Raw genomic sequence first — 18,682 nt, forward strand, 5'->3', positions numbered from 1 at the left:
ATGGCAAAGCGTGGTACGAGAATTGCCGCCTTTTTCCTCATCGTTTTATTAATCGGTGGAGTAATTGGTGCGGCAGGAAAAGACATAGCAAAAGGAATTAGTCTAGGACTAGACCTTCGCGGTGGTTTTGAAATTCTATATGAAGTAAAACCAGCCAAAAAAGGTGATAAAATCGATCGAGACGTACTTGTAAGTACAGTAGGGGCTCTTGAAAATCGTGTCAATGTTCTAGGTGTAAGTGAGCCGAACATTCAAATCGAAGGGCAAGATCGAATTCGCGTACAGCTTGCTGGTGTACAAGATCAGCAAAAAGCACGTGAAATGTTATCAACACAAGCGAAATTAACATTCCGTGATGTAGATGACAACCTTCTTATGGACGGAACGGATTTAAAAGGCGGCGGAGCGAAGCAAACATTTGATGAGCAAGGCCGTGCGAGCGTAGGTCTTACACTAAAAAGCGCTGATAAATTCCGTGAAGTAACTGAAAAAATTTCAAAAATGCCACCACCAACGAATTTAATGGTAATTTGGCTTGATTTTGAAGAAGGAAAAGATTCGTACAAAGCAGAATCTGCAAAACCGAATCCGAAGTTCTTATCAGCAGCAACAGTAAGCCAAGTGTTTAATCAAGCTGAAGTATCTATCGTAGGTGGAAACTTCACAGTTGAAAGTGCGAAACAACTTTCATCTTTATTAAATGCAGGCGCACTTCCTGTTGATTTAAAAGAAATGTATTCAACATCAGTTGGAGCGAAATTTGGACAACAAGCGTTAGAACAAACAATTTTCGCTAGTGCGATCGGTATCGCTCTTATTTTCTTATTTATGCTTGTATTCTACCGTTTACCAGGAATTGTAGCGGTTATTATGTTAGGTTTATACATTTTTGTTACATTACTTGTCTTTAACTGGATGCATGCAGTGCTTACGTTGCCAGGTATTGCGGCGTTAGTGCTCGGGGTAGGTATCGCAGTTGATGCGAATATTATTACGTACGAGAGATTGAAAGAAGAGCTGAAAATTGGTAAGTCAATGATGTCAGCATTCCGTGCTGGTAACCATCGTTCATTAGCAACAATTTTAGATGCAAACGTTACGACTCTTGCAGCAGCTGGTGTGTTATTTGTTTATGGTAATAGCTCTGTAAAAGGATTCGCAACAAGTTTAATCGTAAGTATTTTAGTCGGTTTCGTTACGAACGTATTCGGTACTCGTTTCTTACTAGGATTACTTGTAAAGAGCCGTTACTTCGATAAAAAACCAGCATACTTTGGTGTGAAACAAAAGGATATTATTCCATTAACAAAAGGTGTAGTACATCCACCGACAAGATTTGATCGTATTAACTTCGTAAATATCGGTCATAAATTCCTTGTTTTCTCGATTGTAGTTGTAATTGCAGGTGCAATTATACTACCAATTTTCAAATTGAATCTTGGTATTGACTTTGCGAGTGGTACACGTATCGACTTGCAATCAAAACAATCAGTGACTGTATCAGATGTTCATAAAGATTTTAAAGAATTGAACATTGATGTGAAGGAAGAAAATATTGTACCTACTGGAGATGACAATAAAGGTTTCGCCGTTCGTACTTTAGGTGTTCTATCAAAAGATGAAATTGCGAAAACAAAAACATTCTTCCATGATAAATACGGTACAGATCCAAACGTAAGTACAGTTTCACCGACAATCGGTAAAGAGATTGCACGAAATGCATTTATCGCAGTATTAATTGCTTCTGCGGTTATCATTTTATACGTAAGTATTCGATTCCGATTTACGTACGCATTATCTGCAGTACTTGCATTATTACATGATGCGTTCGTTATGATTGTTATATTTAGTATTTTCCAATTAGAGGTAGACTTAACGTTTATCGCTGCGGTATTAACAATCATCGGTTATTCTATTAATGACTCGATTGTTACATTTGATAGAAACCGTGAATTATACAAACAGAAAAAACGAGTTCGCGATATAAAAGACTTAGAAGAAATCGTAAATGCAAGTATTCGCCAAACGCTTGGTCGTTCAATTAACACCGTATTAACAGTGTTATTCCCAGTAATTGCGTTACTTATCTTCGGTAGTGAGTCATTACGTAACTTCTCGTTTGCGTTACTTGTTGGATTAGTTGTAGGTACGTACTCTTCTGTTTTCGTTGCTTCTCAAATTTGGTTAATGCTTGAAAACCGTCGTTTGAAAAAGGGAAAAAATAAGAAAAAGGTTGAGAAAGTAGAATCTGAACCGCAAGTATAAAAAAGATGATGTCTCTTTATGAGGCATCTCTTTTTTCGTTTGTGGATACAATAAGATAGCAACTTTTTAACAGAAGGGATATGGGGAAAACTGGTGTTGTTATCACTGTTTTTGTTACAATAAAAAGATAGGTTAAGAAAAGAAGGGATTTTAATTATGGAAAAAGATGAACGTTTTAAACAGGCCGAGTTTGGTGCTATTGTCGGGATCGTTGGTAATATTATATTAGCGATTGTAAAGGCGGTAATTGGTTATATTGGGAACAGTAAAGCGCTATTAGCGGATGCCGTGCATTCTGCATCAGATGTAATTGGTTCACTCGCTGTATTGTTTGGATTGCGAGCAGCGAAGCAACCGCCCGATGAAGATCACCCGTACGGTCATGGTAAAGCGGAATCGATTTCAGCGATTATTGTTGCAGTATTATTATTTATTGTGGGAATTGAGATAGCGATTTCGTCTATAAAAGCTTTTTCGCAGGAACTAGAACCACCGAAGGGAATTACGATTTTTGCTGTTGTTCTTTCAATTATCGTGAAAGAAGGAATGTTTCAATATAAATTCCGATTAGGGAAGAGGGTAAATAGTGATGCAATTATTGCAAATGCATATGAACATCGTTCGGATGTATTTTCTTCAATTGCAGCTTTAATCGGTATTTGTGCAGCGATTATTGGTGGTAAGCTCGGGTTAGATTGGCTTGTATATGCCGATCCAATTGCAGGATTATTTGTTTCACTTCTTGTTGCAAAAATGGCATGGAGTATTGGGGCAGAAGCAATTCATGCAACGCTTGATCATGTTCTTCATGAGGAAGATGTTGTTCCGCTTAGAGAAGCAGTACTTCAAATAGACGGTGTGAAAAAAATCGGTTCTTTATATGCAAGGGAGCATGGTCATTACGTTATTGTCGATATTAAAGTTTCTGTAGATCCATACATTACTGTAGAAGAAGGGCACCGCATTGGAAAGCATGTGAAAGAAACGCTTATGGAACAAGATAACGTACAAAATGTGTTTGTACATATAAATCCGTATTCTCCAAATTAAACATTATTAACATTTTAGTATATAGATATTGCAGCGTAGTTTGCATTATATTGTCACCCCTTAATCTGTCTTGTATAATGAACAGGTTAAGGGGTGATTTCGTGTTACAACCGAAGACGCGTTGGAAAGAAAAAGAATATAATGACGAGCGAGTGAGTGAATTAGCAAGTAAATTAAAATTATCACCACTTGTCGTTTCGTTATTCCTCGGTAGAGGACTAGATACAGAAGATAAGATTTTAGATTTTTTAAATACAGAAAATCAAGAATTTCATGATCCATTTTTATTAGAAGGAATGGATAGAACGGTAGAACGTGTCAATAAGGCGATTCAAAATGCAGAGCAAATATTAATATTTGGTGACTACGATGCGGACGGAGTAAGTAGTACGACTGTGTTATATCTTGCTTTGCAAGAATTAGGTGCAAATGTAGAATTTTATATCCCAAACCGTTTCACAGAAGGTTATGGACCAAACGAAGAAGCATTTCGTTGGGCGCATAGCGCAGGATTCTCACTAATTATTACTGTCGATACTGGTATCGCAGCAGTACATGAAGCGAAGGTAGCGAAGGAGCTTGGAATAGATCTTATTATTACAGATCACCATGAGCCACCACCAGAATTGCCAGAAGCACTTGCGATTATTCATCCGAAATTAGATGGCGGTGTATATCCGTTTCACTATTTAGCTGGTGTAGGTGTTGCATTTAAAGTTGCACATGCACTACTAGGTCGTGTACCAGAACATTTATTAGAAATTGCAGTAATTGGTACAGTAGCCGATTTAGTGTCACTTCATGGTGAGAATAGATTGCTAGTGAAGCGCGGTTTAAAACATATGCGCATGACGAAAAATATCGGACTAAAGGCGCTATTTAAAGTTGCTAACGTTTCGCAAAGTGAAATTACAGAAGAGAGCATTGGATTCTCACTCGCACCACGTATTAATGCAGTTGGCCGTTTAGAAGATGCTACGCCGGCTGTACATCTTTTATTATCAGATGATCCAGAAGAAGCGAAAGAGCTAGCTGAAGAAATTGATGAGCTGAACAAACTGCGAAAAGATATTGTAAAGCAAATTACAGAAGAAGCTATCGCTGAAGTGGAAAATAATTTCCCGCCAGAAGACAATAAAGTACTAGTACTGGCAAAAGAAGGCTGGAATCCAGGTGTAATTGGAATTGTCGCATCTAAATTAGTGGAACGTTTTTATCGTCCAACGATTGTATTATGCATTGATCCTGTAAAAGAAACAGCAAAAGGTTCAGCACGTAGTATTGCAGGATTTGATTTGTTTGCAAACTTGTCAGATTGTAGAGAGTTATTGCCACACTTCGGAGGGCATCCGATGGCAGCGGGAATGACGCTACATATGAATGATGTAGATGAATTGCGCCGCCGCTTAAATGAACAAGCAGAGGTAATTTTAACAGAAGAAGATTTTATTCCAATTACAGCTGTTGATGTCTTTTGTAAAGTGGAGGATGTAACACTGGCAGCAATTGAAGACATGCAAAAGTTAGCGCCATTTGGTGTTGGGAATCCAAAACCGCGTATTGCAGTGAAGGATGCAGAGTTAGAAAGTATTCGTGCAATCGGATCAGATGGCTCTCATTTGAAAATGGCTCTTCGCGATGGACAAGCGACACTGGATACAATCGGATTTGGATTTGGTGCGTATGCGAAAGAAATTTCTCCAGTTGCAAAGGTATCTGTAATAGGAGAAGCATCTATCAATGAATGGAATAATTTTAAGAAGCCGCAATTAATGGTACAAGATATTGCTGTAGAGGCATGGCAATTATTTGATTGGCGTAGTATGCGTAACGTAGAAGCGAATGTATCAGAACTTCCGAAAGAAAAAATAACGATGGTGTATTTTTCTGAAGAGGTATTGAATAAATTTTCTTTAGAAGACTATAAAGAGCATATGATGCATGCATCAGAAGTGACTCATTTAGACGATCAATACATCGTGTTACTTGATTTGCCAAAAGGAACAGATGAATTACGAGATTTATTTAAAGTGGGGTTCCCGTCGCGAATTTATACGCTATTTTATCAAGAGAATAATCATTTATTTAGTACTGTTCCAACGAGGGAACATTTTAAATGGTACTATTCTTTCTTGAGCCAAAAAGCACCATTTTCTTTAAGACAATATGGAGAACAACTATGTCGACATAAAGGTTGGTCAAAAGATACAGTAAATTTCATGACACAGGTGTTTTTTGAGTTAGAATTTGTTACAATAAAAGATGGCGTCATTTTTATGGCAGACAAAAAACAAAAGCGTGATTTAATTGAATCGAACACATATCGTGAGAAAATGAACCACTTACAATTAGAAAAAGAATTGGTTTATAGCACATATCAGCAACTATATACATGGTTTGAAACGATTCGTAATCATAAAGAAGTAGAACAGTTAGGGTAAAGGATTTGTATTTACAAACCTTTTAGATCTGAGGAGGATTCAGAAATATGGATTTCAAGCAACATATCGCAATTGTACCGGATTATCCAAAAGAAGGTATTGTATTTAAAGACATTACACCGTTAATGAACGACGGTAAAGCATACAAAGCAGCAACAGATGCAATCGTTGAGTATGCAAAGAAAAGAGACATTGACGTTGTAGTAGGGCCAGAAGCACGTGGCTTTATTATCGGTTGCCCAGTTTCTTATGCGTTAGAAGTAGGTTTTGCACCAGTTCGTAAATTAGGGAAATTACCACGTGAAGTAATTACAGTTGACTACGGTAAAGAATATGGTAAAGATGTTTTAACAATCCATAAAGATGCAATTAAGCCAGGTCAACGCGTATTGATTACAGATGATCTATTAGCTACAGGTGGAACAATTGAAGCGACAATTAAGCTAGTTGAAGAACTTGGCGGAGTTGTAGCAGGAATTGCATTCTTAGTAGAACTTACTTACTTAGATGGTCGTAAAATGTTAGATGGTTACGATGTATTAGTATTAGAAAAATACTAATCACTATATAGGTAAAACTACGGTGATAAAAAGTACCCGTGAATCTCTTGGAGAGGAGCGGGTACTTTTGTATAATTGCACAAAAAAATAAGGTGAAATGTCAGTAAAATCTTTTCCTTTTCACAATTCACAATCATTAGGTTATAATGATAGAATATAATTTATTCTACTTAATTAAGATAAAGTCAATTTTCAATAAAAGGTGATTCGATGGCAAATGAGCAGGTACTAACAGCTGAACAGGTACTCGAGAAAGCAAGTCAATATTTAGCAGATGAAGATATTGAGCTAGTGGCACGTGCCTATGAATATGCACGTGATGCGCATAGCGAACAATACAGAAAATCGGGTGAACCGTACATTATTCATCCAATTCAAGTTGCAGGTATTTTAGTTGATTTACACATGGATCCAGCTACAGTATCAGCAGGTTTCTTACATGATGTAGTGGAAGATACAGAAATTACATTAGAAGATATTGAACGGGAATTTAATAAAGAAATTGCTATGCTTGTCGATGGTGTAACAAAGCTCGGAAAGATTAAATATAAATCTCATGAGCAACAACAAGCAGAAAACCATCGCAAAATGTTTATTGCAATGGCTCAAGATATTCGAGTTATTTTAATTAAACTAGCTGATCGTCTTCATAACATGCGTACATTGAAACATTTGCCTCAAGAGAAGCAGCGTCGCATTGCAAATGAAACGTTAGAAATCTTTGCACCTTTAGCACATAGACTCGGAATTAGTACTATTAAATGGGAGCTAGAGGATACGTCACTTCGCTATTTAAATCCACAGCAATACTATCGTATTGTAAATTTAATGAAGCGTAAACGTGCAGAGCGTGAAGAATATTTAGACGAAGTAATGACTGGTATTCGTGAGAAATTAAAAGAAGTTGCAATTCAACCTGAGATTTCTGGAAGACCAAAGCATATTTACAGTATTTATCGTAAAATGGCACTGCAAAATAAACAGTTCAATGAAATTTACGATTTATTAGCTGTACGTGTCGTTGTAAATAGTATTAAAGATTGTTATGCGGTACTTGGAATTATTCATACGTGCTGGAAGCCGATGCCAGGTCGTTTTAAAGATTATATTGCGATGCCGAAAGCAAATCTATATCAATCTCTTCATACGACTGTAATTGGGCCGAAAGGTGATCCGCTTGAAGTGCAAATTCGTACGAAAGAAATGCATGAGATTGCAGAATTCGGAATCGCGGCGCACTGGGCGTATAAAGAAGGAAAAACAGCAGAAACAACAGGTACATTAGAGAAGAAACTTACATGGTTCCGTCAAATATTAGAATGGCAAAATGAAGCTTCTAATGCAGAAGAGTTTATGGAGTCATTAAAAATTGATTTATTCTCTGACATGGTATTCGTCTTTACACCGAAAGGCGACGTAATGGAATTGCCACTTGGATCTGTTCCGATTGACTTTTCGTATCGTGTCCATTCGGAGATTGGAAATAAAACAATTGGTGCAAAAGTAAACGGCAAAATGGTGACGCTTGATTATAAATTAAAAACTGGTGACATCATTGAAATTTTAACATCGAAACATTCGTATGGGCCAAGTCAAGACTGGGTGAAACTTGCTCAAACATCTCATGCGAAAAACAAAATACGTCAATTCTTTAAGAAGCAACGTAGAGATGAAAATATTGAAAAAGGCCGTGAACTTGTTGAAAAAGAAGTGCGTAGCCTAGAGTATGAGATGAAAGAAGTGTTAGCTCCTGACAATTTAAAACGTGTTGCCGAGAAGTTCAATTTTGCAAATGAAGAAGATATGTTTGCAGCAGTTGGATATAGCGGGATTACAGCGTCGCAAATTGTTACGCGACTAACGGACAAATTCCGTAAGCAACGTGAAGAAGAAGAAATCGTTGAAGTTAAAGAAGTTCGTAAACCGATGAAAATTCGAAAATGGGATTCTGGCGTTAAAGTAAGTGGTGCGGATAATTTATTAATTCGTTTATCAAAATGCTGTAACCCGGTTCCAGGTGATGATATCGTTGGGTATATTACGAAAGGCCGAGGTGTATCGATTCACCGCCGTGATTGTGTAAATGTTCATACAGAAGAAGCTATAGAACGTTTATTGGAAGTAGAGTGGGAAGGTAGTCCTGAAAAAGAAATTGAGTATAACGTTGATATTGAAATTTCAGGTTACGATCGCCGTGGCTTATTAAATGAAGTATTACAAGCTGTTACAGAGACGAAAACGTATATTTCGGCAGTTTCTGGTAGAAGTGACCGTAATAAGATGGCGACAATTAATATGTCAATCTCTATTCGTAACTTACAGCACTTGAAAAAAGTAGTAGAACGCATTAAACGTGTTCCAGAAATTTATGCAGTACGACGCATGATGCATTAATAGGGAGTGTAGAAAAGATGAGAGTTGTTTTACAACGATCAAAAGAAGCGTCTGTCACAGTAGACGGTGAGATCGTAGGACAAATTCCGTTCGGTTTAACATTACTAGTTGGCATTACGCATGAAGATACAGAAAAAGATGCAACCTACATTGCAGAAAAAATTGCGAACTTACGTATTTTTGAAGATGAGAGTGGAAAGATGAACCATTCTGTACTTGATGTAGAAGGACAAGTTCTATCAATTTCGCAATTCACATTATACGGAGATTGCCGCAAGGGAAGACGTCCCAACTTTATGGATGCTGCCAAACCTGATTATGCAGAGCGTTTATATGATTTCTTTAATGAGGAAGTTCGTAAGCAAGGATTGCATGTAGAAACAGGGAAGTTCGGAGCAATGATGGATGTTTCTTTAATCAATGATGGTCCGGTGACCTTAATTGTGGATAGTAAATAGTGTTGCTTAAAAAAGAGGGGATTATATAATCCCCTCTTTTTTATACATTGTTGTATGTTTTGTTCATTTATCTCGCTATTTTTGGGAGATCCACTGCCCGTCGAAGCCTGATTAGTGAGGGCTAATAATGAGTGGCGATGGACAAAACCCTTATTCATTAAAGTTTCACTTTATTTGGAATCAATAGCTGTTTCAATTATGTATAACTCTTTCATCAATATGGAACAATAAAAAGTAAAACATCTATATTGAATGTGAGGGATATACGTATGCGTATGAATGAAAAAGGGCATTCTGTTACAAATGGTGCAAATCAACTGTTTAACGTAAATTTTCATGATTTTATTTCAAAAGAGCAAAACAATACTTCAATGGAGCTTGCTTCTGAGTTTGGGATTTCTCTTCAAGATGTAAAGCGCCTAAAGAAGCAGATTGAACGCTCTTAGAGTACTTGACAATCCTACTCAACAAACGTATAGTAATTTTATATTTACATATGAATATAACCGTTGATAGAGAAGAGTAAATGAGACACACATGGAAAGAGAAGAAATGTCTTAGGCTGAAAACATTTCTGCATGATGACTGATTGAATGACACTCTAGAGGTTTCAACTTGAACGGCATATATGCTTAGTAGGGAATGAACGCACATTTAAGCGTTATTAAAAAAGTGGAAGCATACGTGCTTCAATTAGGGTGGCACCACGGGTATAATACTCTCGTCCCTACTGTTCAAACAGTAGAGGCGGGAGTTTTTTATTTTTATTAAGATTAAAACAATTTGAGGAGGAACTGAATATGTCTATTCAAATCCCACGCGGAACGCAAGATATTCTTCCAGGTAGCGTTGAGTTATGGCAGTATATCGAAGGACAAGCACGCGAAATTTGCCGTCGTTACAACTATAAAGAAATTCGTACACCAATTTTTGAACACACTGAGCTATTTTTACGTGGTGTTGGTGATACGACAGATATCGTACAAAAAGAAATGTACTCATTCCAAGATCGTGGAGAGCGCAGTTTAACATTACGTCCAGAAGGTACTGCACCTGTTGTACGTTCTTACGTTGAAAACAAAATGTTCGGTGATGCAACACAACCAACGAAATTATACTATATTGGTCAAATGTTCCGTTACGAAAGACCACAAGCAGGTCGCTATCGTCAATTCGTACAATTCGGTATTGAAGCAATCGGTAGTAACGATCCTGCGATTGATGCAGAAGTAATTGCACTTGCTGTAGAGTTTTACCGCGGCATGGGCTTAAAAAATATTAAAGTTGTATTAAACAGTTTAGGTGATGCGGCGAGCCGTCAAGCGCACCGCGATGCGTTAATCGCACACTTTGAGCCACGTATCGGCGAGTTCTGTTCTGACTGTCAATCTCGTCTAGAAAAGAACCCTCTTCGTATTTTAGATTGTAAGAAGGACCGTAACCATGAATTAATGGGAACAGCACCATCTATTACAGAATACTTAAACGAAGATTCAGCAGTATACTACGACAAAGTTCAAGGACTATTAACGATGATGGATGTTCCGTTTGAAAAAGATCCGAACTTAGTACGTGGTTTAGACTACTATCAACACACTGTTTTTGAAATTATGAGTGAGGCAGAAGGTTTCGGTGCTATCACTACATTAAGCGGTGGTGGCCGTTACAACGGACTTGTACAAGAAATCGGTGGACCGGAAATGCCAGGTATCGGTTTTGCGATGAGTATCGAACGTTTAATTATGGCGCTAAAAGCTGAAAACATCGAATTACCAATTGAACATAGTATTGATTGTTATGTTGTAGCGCTTGGTGAAAAAGCGAAAGACCATGCTGCGAAAGTTGCGTTTGATCTTCGTAAAGCTGGATTATCAGTTGAAAAAGATTATTTAGACCGTAAAATGAAAGCACAATTTAAATCAGCAGATCGTCTAAAGGCGAAATTTGTAGCTGTATTAGGGGAAGATGAGCTAGATAAAGGCATCATTAACTTAAAAGATATGGCAACAGGCGAACAAGAAGAAGTAGCATTAGATGTATTTGCTTCATACGTAGCAGAGAAATTAATATAGGGGGAACTTACAGTGGCTGAAAGAACACATGCATGTGGAAAAGTAACAGTAGAAGCAGTTGGACAAACAGTTCAATTAAAAGGTTGGGTACAAAAACGCCGTGATTTAGGTGGATTAATCTTTATCGACTTACGTGACCGTACAGGTATCGTGCAAGTTGTATTTAACCCAGAAACATCAAAAGAAGCGTTAGAAATAGCAGAAACTATTCGTAGTGAATACGTATTGCACGTAGAAGGTACAGTTGTTGAGCGGGGTGAAGGCGCAATTAATGACAATATGGCAACGGGTCGTATTGAAGTACAAGCAACGAAAGTAAACGTATTAAATGCAGCAAAAACAACGCCAATCATTATTGCTGATGATACAGATGCATCAGAAGATGTGCGTTTAAAATATCGTTATTTAGACTTACGTCGTCCTGCAATGTTTAACACATTCAAAATGCGTCACGACGTAACGAAAACAATTCGTAACTTCTTAGACACAGAAGAGTTCTTAGAAGTGGAAACACCAATTTTAACGAAGAGTACACCAGAAGGAGCTCGTGACTATTTAGTACCAAGTCGTGTACATGATGGTGAATTCTATGCGTTACCACAGTCTCCACAATTATTTAAACAGCTTCTTATGGTCGGCGGATTTGAGCGTTATTATCAAGTAGCACGTTGTTTCCGTGACGAAGATTTACGTGCAGACCGTCAACCAGAATTCACGCAAATCGATATCGAAGCTTCATTCTTAACACAAGATGAAATTTTAGATATGATGGAGCGCATGATGACGAAAGTTATGAAGGATGCAAAAGGTGTAGAAGTGAGTGCACCATTCCCTCGTATGAAATATGCTGATGCAATGGCTCGTTACGGTTCTGATAAGCCAGATACACGCTTTGAAATGGAACTAACAGACCTATCTGAATTTGCAGTAGGTTGTGGTTTTAAAGTATTTACAAGTGCTGTAGAAAGTGGCGGACAAGTAAAAGCAATTAATGCAAAAGGTGCTGCGAGCAAATACTCTCGTAAAGATATCGATGCATTAACTGAATTCGTAAAAGTATACGGTGCAAAAGGTCTAGCTTGGCTTAAAGTGGAAGAGGACGGCTTAAAAGGACCGATTGCGAAATTCTTCGGTGAAGAAGAAGCAAACGCGTTAATGGCTACATTAGAAGCTACTGCTGGCGACTTATTACTATTCGTAGCAGATAAGAAGAGCGTTGTCGCAGATAGCTTAGGTGCACTTCGTTTACGTCTAGGTAAAGAGCTTGAGTTAATCGATGAAAGTAAATTTAACTTCCTATGGGTAACGGATTGGCCACTTCTTGAGTACGATGAAGATGCAGATCGTTACTTCGCAGCTCACCACCCATTCACAATGCCATTCCGTGAAGATGTTGAGCTATTAGAAACAGCACCAGAAAAAGCACGTGCACAAGCATATGACCTTGTATTAAATGGCTATGAGCTTGGTGGTGGATCACTTCGTATTTACGAGCGTGACGTACAAGAAAAAATGTTCAAAGCACTTGGATTCTCACAAGAAGAAGCACAAGAGCAATTCGGATTCTTATTAGAAGCATTCGAATACGGTACTCCACCACATGGTGGTATCGCATTAGGTTTAGACCGTCTTGTTATGTTACTTGCAGGCCGTACGAACCTTCGTGATACAATTGCATTCCCGAAAACAGCAAGCGCAAGCTGCTTATTAACAGAAGCTCCAAGCCCAGTTGCAGAAGCACAGCTTGAAGAGTTAAACTTAAAATTAAGCTTAAAAGAAGAGAAGTAAGAATAAAGTCTAGATGGTTATACTATAGCCGTCTAGACTTTTTTTGAGAGGTTGTTTAAAAAGTTCGGTTTAGATAACTGTCGCATCTCATCGTTACGTATGCTAGTCCGGTGCTCGAGTAGTACTCTTACACTGCGCTCCTCCTAGCACACGTGCCTCGATCTGCTCGGTTCTCTAAATCCTCCTTTTTAAGCGTATATTGAAAGGGTTGTTTAAAAAGTCCGGTTTAGATAACTGTCGCATCTCATCGTTACGTATGCTAGTCCGGTGCTCGAGTAGTACTCCTACACTGCGCTCCTCCTAGCACACGTGCCTCGATCTGCTCGGTTCTCTAAATCCTCCTTTTTAAACGTATATTGAAAGGGTTGTTTAAAAAGTCCGGTTTACACTATGTTTTTATTCTCGAAATATGTATTTTTAGGAATTCTATAACTTTTTCTATACAAATAGTCGGAAAAACGCTAGAATACATGATAGACCATTTTTGTAATAGGAGTGTAGAGCTGAATGTTACATCAATTTTCACGTAATGAATTAGCCTTCGGTAAAGAAGGACTTGAAATATTAAAAAATAGTACAGTCGGTATTTTAGGAATTGGCGGCGTAGGGTCATTTTCGGCAGAGGCGTTAGCACGCTCTGGCGTAGGACGTCTCGTATTAGTCGATAAAGACGTTGTAGATATTACAAACGTAAACCGTCAAATTCACGCGTTAGTATCTACTGTAGGACGTTCAAAAGTAGAATTAATGAAAGAGCGTATCGCAGACATTAATCCAGAGTGTGAAGTAATTGGACTAGAAATGTTTTATACTGATGAAACATATGAAGAGTTCTTCAAACATGGATTGGATTTCGTAGTAGATGCATCTGATACGATTACGTTCAAAATTCATTTAATTAAACAGTGCTTACGTCGAAAAATTAAAATTATCTCATGCATGGGTGCAGCAAATAAAATGGACCCAACTCGTTTCCGTATTGCGGACATCTCTAAAACACATACAGATCCAATTGCGAAAGTAATTCGTACGAAGCTTCGTAAAGATGGTATTAAAAAAGGTGTAAAAGTTGTCTTCTCTGACGAAAACCCAATCGTAATTCGTGAAGAAGTACGTAAAGAAATCGTACCAGACGAAAATGCAAAAATTCGTAAAGCGAAATTACCACCTTCATCAAATGCATTCGTACCATCTGTGGCAGGCCTAATTATGGCAAGTCACGTTGTACGTGAACGTATTAAAAACGTTGAAGTGAAGCGTGTAGGGCAAGAATAAAAAGAAAGCATATATCCGTCTAGGGTATATGCTTTTTCTAATTATGTTTTAAAGAATCGCAGATATTTGCAATACTAATAATTCGAATGTAAGTAATCCTAATAAAGAATAATCGTATTTATCCGACTTATAGGCGGAAGTCTTTTTTAAACTCTGAATGGTAAAAAGTCCTAATGTTAGAACGAGAATACCGAGTGTTATTTTGAAGACTACTAATGAAATGGCAATTAGCTCCTTTCAATCGTAATGTTTATAGTAACATTTAAGTTAAATATATCTAATTAACCCTATAAATTTCCTTTTATGACAAATCGACTTGTTTTGTCAATATTTGTTGGTAAATCGATATCTCTTGTCGAATAGTTGATATAATTAAAAAAATCGTTGATATATTGTAAGTTACGATATATATATTTGAAAAATCGTCGATATAATTTCATTTACCAATATATCATTCACAGAAAAAATAAACAGGGATGTCACTTAGTCAAAAAAGTGACATCCCTGTTTTTAATTCTCTGCAGAATAAATAATATCTAAATTTCCATTTTGATCTGTTTTGAAAATGGGAGCGATCTGTTCTTCTTGTTCTTCAACCGAAACGAGTTTTCGAGCACGGTCCATAATTCTAACAAGCATTGCATAATCTTCTTCGATTGCTTGTTGTTTTTTTGAGAGTACCGCTAATTTTGCTTCCAGTTCATGATTCGTTTTTTTCAAAGTCGTGAGCTGAGCTTGTAATACTTCATTTTCAGTTTGTAACTTTGCGAGTGAAGGGTTGGTATGCTCTAAGTTTTGCAAAAACGAGATGACATGTTGCATTGTAAGATCCTGTTTGTTTGGCATAATATCTTCTGAGAACTCGGCATCAATTACGAGTTGTTTCGTTTGCGTGAAATGCTCTTTTTCTATTTTAGCTTCAGAGCGTTTTAATTCTTTACGTTGTTTTTTTGCAAGTTGCACCGCATCTTCGTAATTTGGTCTTACTTCAGCATTCCATCTAAATCCGCAAGCTGCGGAAGTGCGGTTCAATGTATCGCCGACTTCATCGAATGCTTTTATTTGTGTGCTACCGCTGCGAATATGTCGTAAAACAGTTTCTGCTAAAAGGAGATCGTCTTCTTTTGTCCATGCATCTTGACGTGTTTTCATAAGCGAAGCCTCCATAATGGTGACGTTTTCGCTTAGGTTACCCTTTATTTTTCGTTTTATTCGAACTTTGTAATCTTTCATATACAGTAGAAAGTGCTTGCTCAAATTTCCCTGTCGTTTTCGGTTTATAATATTGTTTGTTTTTTATTTTATCAGGTAAGTATTGTTGTTGTACCCATCCATTTGGATGGTCGTGTGGATACAAGTATCCAATGCCTCTTCCAAGTGATTCTGCGCCTTTGTAATGACTATCTTTTAAATGACTTGGAATGTCGCCTGTTTGACCGTTACGTAAATCGTGTAATGCAGTATCAAGTGCTTTGTAAGCTGAGTTTGATTTTGGTGATAAGCAAAGCTCGATAACAGCATTTGCAAGTGGTATGCGTGCCTCCGGGAATCCAACTCGTTCAGCGGATTCTATAGCTGCTAGTGTACGAGGTCCGGCTTGCGGGCTAGCAAGTCCGATATCTTCATATGCCATAATAAGAAGACGTCTACCAATGCTTTGTAAATCACCAGCTTCAATAAGACGTGCTAAATAATGAAGTGCTGCATTTACATCACTTCCGCGCACCGATTTTTGAAATGCCGATAATACGTCATAATGAGCATCTCCACCTTTGTCGTGAACGAAGCTCTTTTTTTGCAAGCATTCTTCTGCAATTTCTAGCGTAATTACCGCAGCTTTTTCGTCCGTTGTAAAGCTAGATAAAACAGCTAGTTCAAGTGCATTATAAGCAGAACGCATATCTCCACCAGATGCATTTGCAAAGTGATGTAATGCTTCCGGCGTAACCGTTACATCATATTCCCCAAGACCTTTTTCTTTATCTTCAAGTGCTCGTTTTAAGCCAATTAAAAGATCATCTTCTGTTAATGCGTGTAATTCGAAGATTTGACAACGACTTCGAATAGCAGAATTAATAGCATGGAACGGATTACTCGTTGTTGCACCGATTAAGGTAAGGAGTCCGCTTTCTAAATGAGGTAATAGAAAATCCTGTTTTGCTTTATCTAGACGGTGTACTTCATCTAAAATTAAAACGAGGTGTCGATGCATCTTTGCTTCTTGTACGACAACTTCCATATCTTTTTTATTATGAGTAACAGCGTTTAATAGGCGAAAAGGGGTTCCAGTACTTCCTGCAATTGCGCTCGCAATGGATGTTTTTCCTGTGCCTGGAGGGCCGTATAAAATCATAGATTGAAAATGATTTGCTTGGACCATTCGCCATAAAATTTTTCCTTCACCAACTAAATGTTGTTGTCCGATAATTTCTTGAATATTTGTAGGGCGCATTCGATGTGCGAGTGGTTGTTTCATTTTTACCGTCTCCCTTAATGTATAATCTCTTTCTATCGTATCATTTTTTTTAGTGGAATTTGAAATAGGATGCTGTTTTGTGGAAAAAATGAATATAAATATTTTCATTTTTCTTTCAATTGTAATAATTTCCGAGTTTTTCAATGTGATTTTATGTTATCATTTTGATACACAAGTTGAAATTTCTTATAATACTATATTATGCTATAATTTCATAGGATTTTAAATTGTGTTCTTTTATAAATAAGATATAACCAATAGAAGTGAAAATTTGAAAAGAGGTGCAAAATAGATGAAGATTTCAACGAAAGGCCGCTACGGCTTAACAATTATGATCGATCTTGCAAAAAAGTTTGGTGAAGGTCCAATTTCCTTAAAATCAATTGCGCAGGCACATGATTTATCGGAACATTACTTAGAGCAATTAATTTCACCACTTCGTAACGCTCGTCTAGTAAAGAGTACGCGCGGGGCATATGGCGGATATGTATTGTCTGATCAGCCAGCTAACATTACAGCTGGGGATGTAATCCGTGTATTAGAGGGTCCGATTAGTGTTGTAGAAATGATAGAAGAAGAGGAACCAGCACAACGCCAATTATGGATGCGTGTTCGTGATGCGGTGCAAGAAGTGTTAGATAGTACAACGTTAGAAGATTTAGTACGTTATGAGGAAGAAAATCACGGGGGCTATATGTTTTACATTTAATTCCTTGTGAAACGATTTGGAAAGAAGGAGATTTAATGGAACGCATTTACTTAGATCATGCTGCGACATCTCCGACTCACCCAGAAGTGGTCGAAAAGATGATTCCATATATGACAGAAACATTCGGAAATCCGTCTAGTATTCACTTTTATGGACGTCAAACGCGCCATGCAGTAGATGAGGCGAGACGCGCGTGTGCACGTAGCATTCATGCGAATCCGAATGAAATTATATTTACGAGCGGTGGTACAGAAGCTGATAATTTAGCACTTATCGGTGTAGCGCGTGCAAACCGTCATAAAGGTAACCATATTATAACGACGCAAATTGAACATCATGCAATTTTGCATACGTGTGAACTGTTAGAGCGTGAAGGGTTTGAAGTGACATATTTACCTGTCGATGAAACAGGACGCGTTCAAGTTTCTGACATAAAAAAGGCATTAACAGAAGAGACAATTCTCGTATCTGTTATGTTTGGGAATAATGAAGTTGGGACGATGCAGCCAATTGCGGAAATAGGTAAGTTGTTAAAAGAGCATCAAGCTTATTTCCATACAGATGCGGTACAGGCATACGGTTTAGTAGAAATAGATGTGAAAGAGTTTGGTATTGATTTATTATCAATTTCAGCTCATAAAATTAACGGGCCAAAAGGTGTCGGGTTCCTATACGCTGGTGCAAATGTGAAATTTGAACCGTTATTAATAGGCGGGGAGCAAGAAAGAAAACGCCGTGCTGGTACTGAAAATGTACCGAGTATTGCCGGGCTTCAGCATGCGATTTTGTTAGCTGAAAAAACTCGTGAGCAAAAAAATGCCCAATATGAAGAGTTTAAAGATATAATGGTATCTGTCTTCAAAAATGAAGGCATTACTTTCGAGGTAAACGGAAACTTAGAATATCGCTTACCACATGTGTTTAATATTAGTTTTACAGGAATGAACATTGAACCGTTTCTTGTGAACTTAGATTTAGCTGGCATTGCAGTATCAAGTGGTTCGGCTTGTACAGCTGGTTCGATTGATCCATCACATGTATTAGTAGCGATGTTCGGAAAAGACTCCGATCAAATACGTTCATCCGTACGCTTTAGCTTCGGACTTGGAAATACGAAAGAGCAAATTGAGAAAGCGGCGTACGAAACAGTGAAAATCGTGAAGCGATTAACACAAAATTAGCATGGGAGGTGAC

Annotated in this window: 14 protein-coding genes and 1 other annotated feature; of the genes, 12 read left to right on the forward strand and 2 right to left on the reverse strand. The window is 37.7% G+C overall.

The window, feature by feature from the left end:
• From secDF to AC1Q8N_RS09400, 10 genes are all read left to right on the forward strand, one after another.
• Complete coding sequence (gene secDF / locus AC1Q8N_RS09355) at window positions 1–2,265, forward strand: protein translocase subunit SecDF (protein WP_098079995.1); 2,265 nt, start codon at window positions 1–3, stop codon at window positions 2,263–2,265.
• A gap of 156 nt (window positions 2,266–2,421) precedes the next feature.
• A complete protein-coding gene (locus tag AC1Q8N_RS09360; RefSeq protein WP_048541414.1) occupies window positions 2,422–3,315 on the forward strand; it encodes a cation diffusion facilitator family transporter in 894 nt (297 codons plus the stop codon).
• Between the two features lie 101 nt (window positions 3,316–3,416).
• Window positions 3,417–5,756, forward strand: coding sequence for a single-stranded-DNA-specific exonuclease RecJ (gene recJ, locus AC1Q8N_RS09365; RefSeq protein ID WP_098079993.1), 2,340 nt, complete (start codon window positions 3,417–3,419; stop codon window positions 5,754–5,756).
• Window positions 5,757–5,803: 47 nt separating this feature from the next.
• Window positions 5,804–6,316 carry an adenine phosphoribosyltransferase gene (locus AC1Q8N_RS09370; RefSeq protein WP_000346221.1) on the forward strand — a complete coding sequence of 171 codons (513 nt, stop codon included), beginning with the start codon at window positions 5,804–5,806 and terminating at the stop codon, window positions 6,314–6,316.
• 210 nt (window positions 6,317–6,526) lie between these two features.
• Window positions 6,527–8,710, forward strand: a complete 2,184-nt coding sequence (relA, locus tag AC1Q8N_RS09375) for a GTP diphosphokinase (protein WP_001262796.1) — start codon at window positions 6,527–6,529, stop codon at window positions 8,708–8,710.
• 17 nt (window positions 8,711–8,727) lie between these two features.
• Window positions 8,728–9,168, forward strand: a complete 441-nt coding sequence (locus AC1Q8N_RS09380) for a D-tyrosyl-tRNA(Tyr) deacylase (protein ID WP_001266955.1) — start codon at window positions 8,728–8,730, stop codon at window positions 9,166–9,168.
• A 269-nt stretch (window positions 9,169–9,437) separates the two neighbouring features.
• Window positions 9,438–9,614 (forward strand): hypothetical protein, encoded by a 177-nt coding sequence (locus AC1Q8N_RS09385; RefSeq protein WP_001242605.1) that lies wholly within the window; start codon window positions 9,438–9,440, stop codon window positions 9,612–9,614.
• Window positions 9,615–9,668: 54 nt separating this feature from the next.
• Window positions 9,669–9,900 (forward strand) — a binding site (T-box leader).
• A gap of 68 nt (window positions 9,901–9,968) precedes the next feature.
• A complete protein-coding gene (gene hisS, locus AC1Q8N_RS09390) occupies window positions 9,969–11,240 on the forward strand; it encodes a histidine--tRNA ligase (protein ID WP_048541569.1) in 1,272 nt (423 codons plus the stop codon).
• 12 nt (window positions 11,241–11,252) lie between these two features.
• Entirely contained in the window at window positions 11,253–13,028 is a 1,776-nt protein-coding gene (aspS, locus tag AC1Q8N_RS09395; RefSeq protein WP_046958824.1) for an aspartate--tRNA ligase, read from the forward strand.
• Between the two features lie 507 nt (window positions 13,029–13,535).
• Window positions 13,536–14,303 (forward strand): tRNA threonylcarbamoyladenosine dehydratase, encoded by a 768-nt coding sequence (locus AC1Q8N_RS09400; protein ID WP_000903181.1) that lies wholly within the window; start codon window positions 13,536–13,538, stop codon window positions 14,301–14,303.
• A gap of 510 nt (window positions 14,304–14,813) precedes the next feature.
• Here AC1Q8N_RS09400 and AC1Q8N_RS09405 read toward each other — a convergent pair.
• On the reverse strand, window positions 14,814–15,455 hold the full coding sequence (locus AC1Q8N_RS09405; protein WP_048541421.1) for an RsfA family transcriptional regulator: 642 nt from the start codon (window positions 15,453–15,455) through the stop codon (window positions 14,814–14,816).
• 37 nt (window positions 15,456–15,492) lie between these two features.
• A complete protein-coding gene (locus AC1Q8N_RS09410) occupies window positions 15,493–16,779 on the reverse strand; it encodes a replication-associated recombination protein A (RefSeq protein ID WP_000812941.1) in 1,287 nt (428 codons plus the stop codon).
• Between the two features lie 292 nt (window positions 16,780–17,071).
• Here AC1Q8N_RS09410 and cymR point away from each other — a divergent pair, with 292 nt between their 5' ends.
• Together cymR and AC1Q8N_RS09420 are read left to right on the forward strand one after the other, a co-directional pair.
• Window positions 17,072–17,488 (forward strand): cysteine metabolism transcriptional regulator CymR, encoded by a 417-nt coding sequence (cymR, locus tag AC1Q8N_RS09415; protein WP_000704116.1) that lies wholly within the window; start codon window positions 17,072–17,074, stop codon window positions 17,486–17,488.
• A 35-nt stretch (window positions 17,489–17,523) separates the two neighbouring features.
• Window positions 17,524–18,669, forward strand: coding sequence for a cysteine desulfurase family protein (locus tag AC1Q8N_RS09420; RefSeq protein ID WP_048541423.1), 1,146 nt, complete (start codon window positions 17,524–17,526; stop codon window positions 18,667–18,669).
• The last annotated feature ends 13 nt before the right edge of the window (window positions 18,670–18,682 follow it).

It is taken from the genome of Bacillus sp. GW823-FHT06B01 (genome assembly GCF_058952315.1).

What these genes read in the sequence shown, in the direction of transcription:
- AC1Q8N_RS09380 (WP_001266955.1), top strand. Translation starts at nt 8,728, where the DNA reads ATGAGAGTTGTTTTACAACGATCAAAAGAAGCGTCTGTCACAGTAGAC.
- AC1Q8N_RS09410 (WP_000812941.1), bottom strand. Translation starts at nt 16,779, where the DNA reads ATGAAACAACCACTCGCACATCGAATGCGCCCTACAAATATTCAAGAA.
- AC1Q8N_RS09420 (WP_048541423.1), top strand. Translation starts at nt 17,524, where the DNA reads ATGGAACGCATTTACTTAGATCATGCTGCGACATCTCCGACTCACCCA.
- relA (WP_001262796.1), top strand. Translation starts at nt 6,527, where the DNA reads ATGGCAAATGAGCAGGTACTAACAGCTGAACAGGTACTCGAGAAAGCA.
- cymR (WP_000704116.1), top strand. Translation starts at nt 17,072, where the DNA reads ATGAAGATTTCAACGAAAGGCCGCTACGGCTTAACAATTATGATCGAT.
- AC1Q8N_RS09370 (WP_000346221.1), top strand. Translation starts at nt 5,804, where the DNA reads ATGGATTTCAAGCAACATATCGCAATTGTACCGGATTATCCAAAAGAA.
- AC1Q8N_RS09400 (WP_000903181.1), top strand. Translation starts at nt 13,536, where the DNA reads ATGTTACATCAATTTTCACGTAATGAATTAGCCTTCGGTAAAGAAGGA.
- hisS (WP_048541569.1), top strand. Translation starts at nt 9,969, where the DNA reads ATGTCTATTCAAATCCCACGCGGAACGCAAGATATTCTTCCAGGTAGC.
- AC1Q8N_RS09360 (WP_048541414.1), top strand. Translation starts at nt 2,422, where the DNA reads ATGGAAAAAGATGAACGTTTTAAACAGGCCGAGTTTGGTGCTATTGTC.
- AC1Q8N_RS09385 (WP_001242605.1), top strand. Translation starts at nt 9,438, where the DNA reads ATGCGTATGAATGAAAAAGGGCATTCTGTTACAAATGGTGCAAATCAA.
- AC1Q8N_RS09405 (WP_048541421.1), bottom strand. Translation starts at nt 15,455, where the DNA reads ATGAAAACACGTCAAGATGCATGGACAAAAGAAGACGATCTCCTTTTA.
- secDF (WP_098079995.1), top strand. Translation starts at nt 1, where the DNA reads ATGGCAAAGCGTGGTACGAGAATTGCCGCCTTTTTCCTCATCGTTTTA.